Origin of the sequence: Dolichospermum sp. UHCC 0352 (assembly GCF_009711925.1) — a bacterium.
GTDB classification, from domain to species: domain Bacteria; phylum Cyanobacteriota; class Cyanobacteriia; order Cyanobacteriales; family Nostocaceae; genus Dolichospermum; species Dolichospermum lemmermannii.
Genome location: NZ_VIKY01000236.1, coordinates 21,732 through 29,656, shown reverse-complemented (window position 1 = coordinate 29,656; position 7,925 = coordinate 21,732). Strand labels below are relative to the sequence as shown.

The window sequence follows — 7,925 nt, the reverse complement described above, 5'->3', positions numbered from 1 at the left end:
TATCCACAGCGGTTAAAACCGCTCGTGTCGGAAGCTAATTCTCAACCCTGTGTAGAACTGTTCCAAAAATTACGGCAATCAGAAATTGAACAAGCACACGAAATTCGTCATCATCTGCAAGAAGTTATGCAGCAAGGCAAGATGTAGTTAATGCTGGGGGCAGGTTCATACCCACCCCTAACAATTAACGAATATACTCTTTCAGTACACTATTCCGATTAGGATGGCGTAGTTTACGGAGTGCTTTAGCTTCGATTTGGCGAATGCGTTCGCGGGTAACATTGAAAATCTGGCCGATTTCTTCCAGAGTTTTCATGCGACCATCATCTAAACCATAGCGAAGTCGGAGAACGTCTCTTTCACGGGGACTGAGACTATCTAGGACTTTTTCTAGGTCTTCCCGCAGCAGGTTCTTAGAAACTTGATCTTCTGGTGTTTCGCCATCAGATTCGATAAAATCACCTAAACGGGAATCTTCTTCTTTACCGATAGGTGTTTCTAAGGAAATTGGTAACTGGGCAGATTTGGCAATAAACCGCAGTTTCTCGATGGTCATTTCCATACGAGTTGCAATTTCTTCTTCTGTGGGTTTGCGTCCCATTTCTTGGGAGAGGAGTTTGGTAGTTTTCTTAATCCGAGAAATGGTTTCGTAGAGATGAACCGGTAAACGGATAGTGCGGGACTGATCAGCGATCGCTCTTGTAATTGCTTGACGTATCCACCATGTAGCGTAGGTAGAAAACTTATAGCCTTTTTCGTGATCAAACTTTTCAGCGGCACGAATCAAACCCAAACTACCCTCTTGAATCAAGTCTTGGAAGGACAAGCCCCGATTCATGTATTTTTTGGCAATGGAAACTACAAGCCGCAGGTTAGATTGTACCATTTTGTCCTTCGCTCTGCGGCCAACGTGCAGCCGATAACGAAAGGTCGGTAATGGTAAGGATACTTCTGCTGCCCATTCACTGTCTCTAGGATCGCGTTCTAGGCGTTCACAAAGCCTTTCCCTCGCTCGTTCTAGTTCCAGTAATTCAGCAATTTTCCGCGCTAATTCAATTTCTTCGTCTGCGCGTAACAAACGAATCCGCCCAATTTCTTGCAAATACAAACGAATGGAATCTTCGGTGTAGTGCTTTTTCTTGGCAATTGGTGTCCGACGACGCGATTTAGCGGCTTTTCCAGACTTTGCGTCGTCCTCATCAGACTGAGGCTCTAAAAAATCATCAATTTCGCCGTCATCAGTCAGCAATAAGTCCTCTTGTTCTTCTATTAAGAGTGCTTGTAATTCGATCTCAGGCGGATTTATCATTTCTAGGTCAGGCTGATAAATATTATCGAGTACGTTGTTAGCCTGGTTCATGCCGCGTTCCTCATGCTCCTTGCAGAATCAGTTACTCAAGACATTTTGATTACTTTTGGCATTAAGTAATCTCTAAAACCGAAAATTAGGGTTTGGCTGATTACCCTCAAAATATTTTCGGTGATTTTTTTCCTGTTTTATGCAGGATGGTTTAGTAAAAGTGGCAAATATCACTTTTTAGTGAATTGCTCGCTTTTTAAATTGTCATTCTTGGTAATTCCCCATGTCACTTTTGATTGAGCAAATCTATAGCCTAGATCCATTTTTTTTCAAAAAGTTTCCTGATGGAGATACAAGTATATGACATTTGGCAAATTTAACTGTAAATACTGTTCCAATTGTAGCCTGTTTCACAAAAATTGCCCTCTTTTTGTGCATTATTTATGAACTCATTTACTAAGATTAAGCCACCTTTATCAAAAAGACATTAAAAATGGTGGTGATACCATTAAATCTTGTTGAAAACTTTTTGGTTTGACAGTGGCATTCTCATTAAATTAAAAGGTAGGCACACTTTTATAAAACTTACACAAATTGTTCCCAACCGCACAAATAGTATTTATGTTCTGTTGTAACTTCACCCGAGGACGGGTAATTGTTTACAGAAATTAGTTCTGGTTGAACTAATTGGACATATTCACTTTGGCGCTAGTGATTGGTTTTTGTTTCCAGGAACTAACCCTTGTATATGCTATACCAAGAACCTGAACTAAGGAGTTAAAGTTATGGCATATTTTTAGCTGGGTAAAAGATGAATTGAGATTTCTCTCAATTTAGCCTTATTCACACATTAGCGCAGAGTTGAGATTTCTACCCTGTGCAACTTGACAAACTGTTCCTATTGTATACAACGATATTTTAATCAGGTGATAAATAATATTGTTGCTAAAGTTACCTAATGATCTATTTAAGTAATTTTGCGTATGCCAATTGTGATTCTGAATACTTCTGATTTTAAGAAAGCGGCTGTCATCTGGTTATGAAAAGTTTTGTGTATGCTTACCAATCTTTGCTTTGTAGATAATATCTAGTTGCGCTTTCTAAGCATAGCAAATGCTTTCCCTATTTGTGGAGAAAATTTGTGATTTTTAGTGAAAAAGTTATGGGAACAGGGAACAGGGAACGGGGGAGGTAGAAACTTAATTACCAATTCCCCATTACCCATTACCTTAGATATCTAAATCTGTCATATTCAGTTTAGAACCATAAGTTTCAATGAATTCCCGTCTTGGTGCGACGCGATCGCCCATTAAGATGGTAAAAATCCGATCAGCTTCGGCTGCGTCTTCAATTTCCACTCGTTTGAGGGTACGGGTTTCTGGATTCATGGTGGTTGTCCACAGTTGTTCTGGCATCATTTCTCCCAAACCTTTAAAACGTTGAATGGTATAGTTAGCATTGCTGGGAAGAGTACCTAGATGCTGTTGCAATTCCCGTTCGCTGTAACAATACTGATAATTTTTTCCTCGTTCTACTTTGTACAGTGGAGGACAAGCAATATAGATGAAACCTTGTTCAATCAATGCCCGTTGATAACGATAGAAGAAAGTCAACAACAACGTGCGGATGTGCGCTCCATCTACGTCAGCATCGGTCATCAAGACTATGTGATGATATCGTAATTGTCCAGCATTAAATTCTTCACCTTTTACACCTAAACCGAGTGCAGTAATTAACGATTGAATTTCGTTATTTTTATAGATTTTAGAGTCGTCGGTTTTTTCGATGTTGAGGATTTTACCACGCAAGGGCAGAATTGCTTGGGTGCGGCGATCGCGTCCCTGCTTGGCGCTATTGTGAACAAATACACCACTGGACAAAGCGAAGTTATGTGTTTGCGGAACTTCGATATCGTAAACGTCTACCTGTTCTGCTAAACGTTCAATACTGACAATGCGGTGATTGTAATTAGCAACAGCTTCATAAGCTAATGCTGGATTACCATCAAAGTAACGTTGACAAAAACTATCAAACCGTAATAAAGACTTGTCTTTTGTCTGTTGACGGTAAGTATTATAAGCTTCTAAATCAAGCTTACCTTGCTCAACTTCAATCTGCTTGAGGACAGTAATAGTTTTGCGATAGTAGGTTTGCTGCAAAGTAGCATGACGTTGGGCGCGAAATTCAGGTGTCCATTGTTGCTGTGTTTTTTCTCGCCGCCATGTCAATAAAGCTTCATTTTCCCATTGTTCCTTAGCCAAAACTGATTGAGTTTCACGGGCTTGGGGATTATTCGCAAAATAGGTGCTAACTCTTTGGGATTGGGCTAAACGGTTGGCTTCATCACTCCAATAGTCTTGCTGTGCTTGATTGAGGCGTTCATGGTTTTCCTGACGATAAGTTTCGTTATTGTCATAAAACTCTCTCCATTTGCCCAGCATATAGCTTTGATAAGCTTCATCTTGCCATTGTTCCTTAGCTTGTGCTGACAAAATTTGCTGCGTTTCCGGCTGCTGCATTCTTTGACTCATCTTGGCACGAAATTCTTTACCTTGACGAGTTTTCCGGCTCTTTTCAATTACATCTTGACGATGTAATGTTTTTTCAATATGAGCGCGATGCAAAGCTAAGTGGGACTCAACCGATAACCGCTGTAAATTGGTAGGATTGTTATTGCGTTTGTTGAAATCAATATGATGGCAATGTTCTCCGTCTGTTAGCTGATAAACACCTAAATAACGGTTATACCAATCCGCTAAGGTATGGGTGAACAACCAAGAATCAGAACGGGGATTCCAAACCATTTCATAACCATTAATGGTAATCCCTGGATTGTTTATATCAGATATTTGCTGATATAGGGGCATGAGGGAATCATCAGGGGTTAAAAATGCAGCTTGCTTGTAGCTGCCATCGCGTAACATGAAGCGATGATCCGGTGTGCAAACAATTGTTTCGCCATTATCTAATGTTACCTTAATGACTTCAGCATTGGCTTTAGTCATGCGGGGGTTAATAATCCGTTCTACCCCAATAGTGCCATCATTACGAATGGTGTAGCAAAAATGCTCTTTGCCGATTGCTTGTTCGGCGACGATTTCTTTAAAACTGAGCGATCGCCCATCAACTAATGCTACTAATGTATCACCATGAAAACAGCCACCAGCAGAATCGCCTTCCACGATGTATATTTCAGACTCGGCAGGGTCACGAGAGCTACAATCTGCTAATTTACCAGGTAGAGGAGAAGATTCTAATACTGATTTCCGACGGACTAATTCCCGCGCATGACGGGCAGCTTCAGCAGCTTTAAACGCTTGGATAGCTTTATCTAAAATAGCATCAGCGATCGCGGGATGAAAGTCTAGATATTCAGTGAGAACTTCACCCACGAAAGAATCAACAATCCCGCGAACTTCAGTATTTCCCAGTTTAGTTTTAGTTTGTCCTTCAAATTCAGGATCAGGGACTTTAACAGAAATTACAGCCGTTAAACCTTCACGAACGTGTTCACCACTGAGGTTAGATTCACCTTCTTTAATTTTATTGCGTTTGCGAGCGGTGGCATTTAATGTCCGAGTTAAAACTGCCTTTAAACCTTCTAAGTGCGTACCACCATCAATAGTCCGAATATTATTAGCAAAGCCGAGGACATTATCTGTGTAAGCATCCGTACACCACTGCAAAGAAACTTCTACCTGGACGTTGTTACGTTCCCCTTGCACATAGATAATTTCTTCATGAAGTGGTTGCTTTTCACGATTCATGTAGGCGATATATTCCTTAATACCGCCTTTATATTCGTAAGTTTCTATTCTCGGTGTGTCGCTTTTCAGGATTTCTAAACGATGATCCGTAAAAATAATTCTGACACCTGCATTCAAATACGCCAACTCGCGCAAACGACCTGATAAAGTAATGTAATCAAATTCTATGCTGGTGGTAAAAATTTGTGTATCTGGCTTGAAGGTAATAGAAGTACCCGTTCTATCTTCTTCATAAGGCGTTGCGACCAATTCCGTAACGGCGAAACTGCGTTCATATCGCTGGTTATGTACCTTGTGATCACGCCAAACCGTAACTTCTACAAACTCAGACAGGGCGTTAACAACGGAAATACCCACCCCGTGTAAACCACCGGAAACTTTGTAGCCACCACCACCAAACTTACCACCAGCGTGGAGAACAGTTAACACTGTTTCTAAAGCTGATTTCCCGGTTTTTGGGTGGATGTCTACGGGAATACCCCGACCATCATCTGTTACTGTCACAGAACCATCAGCATTGATATCCACTTCAACATGGGTACAGTGACCAGCTAAAGCTTCATCAACAGAGTTGTCCACTACCTCGTAAACTAAATGGTGGAGTCCTCGCGGACCTGTAGTACCAATGTACATCCCTGGTCGTTTGCGGACGGCTTCCAGACCTTCCAGAACTTGAATCTGATCGGCACTGTAACTGCTCGTCATGAAAATTCTCCTGATGCTTGGGGTTAATATCGCCAAAAGGCGAAAAAAGTTAAATCACCCCAATAGTATATCACAAAAGCCTTCCTGCCGTCTGTAGCGCAATTTAATGAGAAGTTTATATAGGGGTTATCACCCTAGTACCGCAGGGCGGAAGTCAAAAGTCAAAAGTCAAAAGTCAAAACTAATATACAGTAGGCTTTTTGGCGATTGAATATGGTTGCTTTATTTACGCCGTGATGTACTAGTGATAATTGGCAAGAAAATTCCCTATTTTTCGTTCTTTTCCCCACTGACAACGAACAACTGACAACTGTACGGGCGAAGCATTTGGAGAACTATTTTTGGCAATGACCGATAATTTATCTTCCAAATGCTTCGCCCCTACTAACAACTGACAACGAACAACTGACAACTGACTAATGACTAAATTAATTGTAATTTGTGGGGCAACAGCGACGGGTAAATCTGGTTTGGCTTTGAGTTTAGCGAGGAGATTAAATACTGTAATTCTTAGTGCGGATTCTCGTCAAGTGTATCGTGAGTTTGATATTGGTACAGCTAAACCAAATGTGATTGAACAAAAATCAGTTCCCCATTATTTGATAGATATCTGTGAACCAACTGAAATAATGACATTAGCAGATTATCAGGAACAAGCACAAGCTTTAATTGCTAGTTTGGGAGTTGAAACACTGTTGTTAGTTGGAGGGACTGGTTTATATATTCGTTCCATTGTGCAAGGAATGAAGATTCCCCGAGTTGCACCACAGCCAGAATTGCGATCGCAATTAGAATCTCTTGGGCAAATTCAACTTTACCAGATATTGCGACAAGTTGATGCGATCGCTGCTCAAAAAATTCATGCTCACGATTTGGTGCGAACTTTAAGAGCTTTGGAGGTTTACTATACAACTGGTATTCCCATTTCTGAGCAGCAAGGAGAAAATCCTCCGAATTATCCAATTTTACAAATTTGTTTAGATTCTGATGCCGAACATTTAGATGTGAGAATTCGCAACCGGACTGAGCAAATGATAGCTGATGGTTTAGTTGGTGAAGTTGAATATCTTTGTCAAAAATATGGTACTGATTTATCTTTATTAAATACATTAGGATATCAAGAAATCAAGCAATATTTAACTGGTGAACTTTCTTTAGAAGAAGCTAAAGAATTAATTTTTTTACATACCAGACAATTCGCCAAACGTCAACGAACTTGGTTTAGACAATCTCCTGATCTTGAATATGTTAATATGGATAATCCTGATTTATTAGAAACTGTTTGGAGACGAATAAATAGATCCCCGACTTCTTCAAGAAGTCGGGGATCTGGTAAAACCGCACTCTAAATAAATAAACTAGGAGAAACCTTAAAATATTCTCCCAAGGCTTTTGCTTGTGCTTTACTAATTGAACGTTTACCGTTGACAACCTCTGAAACTACACCGCTACTAGAACCAAGAATACGTACTAAGTCAGCTTGACGAATTCCGCTAGATTCCATGATATGTAGCAATATATCATGAGGTGTAGATTCATCCATTGGATAATTTTCTTCCTCATAATCTTCAATTAGTTTGACTAGCAATTTATCTAAAACTCGCTCCTCTGGAGTAAGATTCTTTTTAAAAGTTAGAAATTCTGCAACCTTTAAAAGCCGTTCATACTCTGCTTCAGTTTCAATTACTTGAGGAGCTATTTCAGCTAATAATTGACTATAAGTTTTATCGTCAAAAGTAATAGTCATTTTTCCATTTATCTTTATTGTATTCGGCGTGAGTCAACAAGTATTTGTAGTGAACCTTTTTTGTTTCATAATTAATCCCGACAATTAAACGATAATCATTACCTTTAATATTAAAAACAGTGAAATTACCAACAGCTTCAGCATCTCGGTAATTCTTGCGGACATCTTCTAAATTTTGCCATTCTGCTTTTTTAACAGTTGCATACCAACTCTCAATTTGTTTTTTGATATCAGGGTACTTTGCTGCTTCTTCGCGGAGGTTGCGAATTGAAATTAAGTGCATAATATATTTGGGGTTTGAAATAATATTGATTGGTGTACATAGCTTGACTCCTTGTTTGTGCTTGTGTATTCTTGTGTTTGTGCTTGTGTATTCTTGTGTTTGTGCTTGCCACCTGCCCTATTC

The 7,925-nt window shown here is 39.8% G+C and carries 6 protein-coding genes; 1 reads left to right on the top strand and 5 read right to left on the bottom strand.

From position 1 onward, the window contains the following. Nucleotides 1–184: 184 nt before the first annotated feature. From rpoD to FJR06_RS17425, 3 genes are all read right to left on the bottom strand, one after another. A complete protein-coding gene (gene rpoD, locus FJR06_RS17435) occupies nt 185–1,360 on the bottom strand; it encodes an RNA polymerase sigma factor RpoD (protein WP_015081056.1) in 1,176 nt (391 codons plus the stop codon). Nucleotides 1,361–2,529: 1,169 nt separating this feature from the next. After that, a complete protein-coding gene (gene gyrB / locus FJR06_RS17430) occupies nt 2,530–5,772 on the bottom strand; it encodes a DNA topoisomerase (ATP-hydrolyzing) subunit B (RefSeq protein ID WP_015081057.1) in 3,243 nt (1,080 codons plus the stop codon). 241 nt (nt 5,773–6,013) lie between these two features. Next, a complete protein-coding gene (locus FJR06_RS17425) occupies nt 6,014–6,184 on the bottom strand; it encodes a hypothetical protein (protein ID WP_174783113.1) in 171 nt (56 codons plus the stop codon). A 7-nt stretch (nt 6,185–6,191) separates the two neighbouring features. On the opposite strand from FJR06_RS17425, the gene miaA reads away from it, so the two are divergent. Next, nucleotides 6,192–7,121, top strand: a complete 930-nt coding sequence (miaA, locus tag FJR06_RS17420; RefSeq protein ID WP_168651902.1) for a tRNA (adenosine(37)-N6)-dimethylallyltransferase MiaA — start codon at nt 6,192–6,194, stop codon at nt 7,119–7,121. Here miaA and FJR06_RS17415 read toward each other — a convergent pair. Both FJR06_RS17415 and FJR06_RS17410 read right to left on the bottom strand, forming a co-directional pair. Then, nucleotides 7,118–7,519: a type II toxin-antitoxin system HigA family antitoxin gene (locus FJR06_RS17415; RefSeq protein WP_015081060.1), complete on the bottom strand. Its 402-nt coding sequence runs from the start codon at nt 7,517–7,519 to the stop codon at nt 7,118–7,120. The two genes, miaA and FJR06_RS17415, sit on opposite strands and share 4 nt — an antisense overlap. Next, nucleotides 7,503–7,802 (bottom strand): type II toxin-antitoxin system HigB family toxin, encoded by a 300-nt coding sequence (locus FJR06_RS17410; protein ID WP_015081061.1) that lies wholly within the window; start codon nt 7,800–7,802, stop codon nt 7,503–7,505. Before FJR06_RS17410 ends, FJR06_RS17415 begins: the two co-directional genes overlap by 17 nt. Nucleotides 7,803–7,925 lie beyond the last annotated feature (123 nt).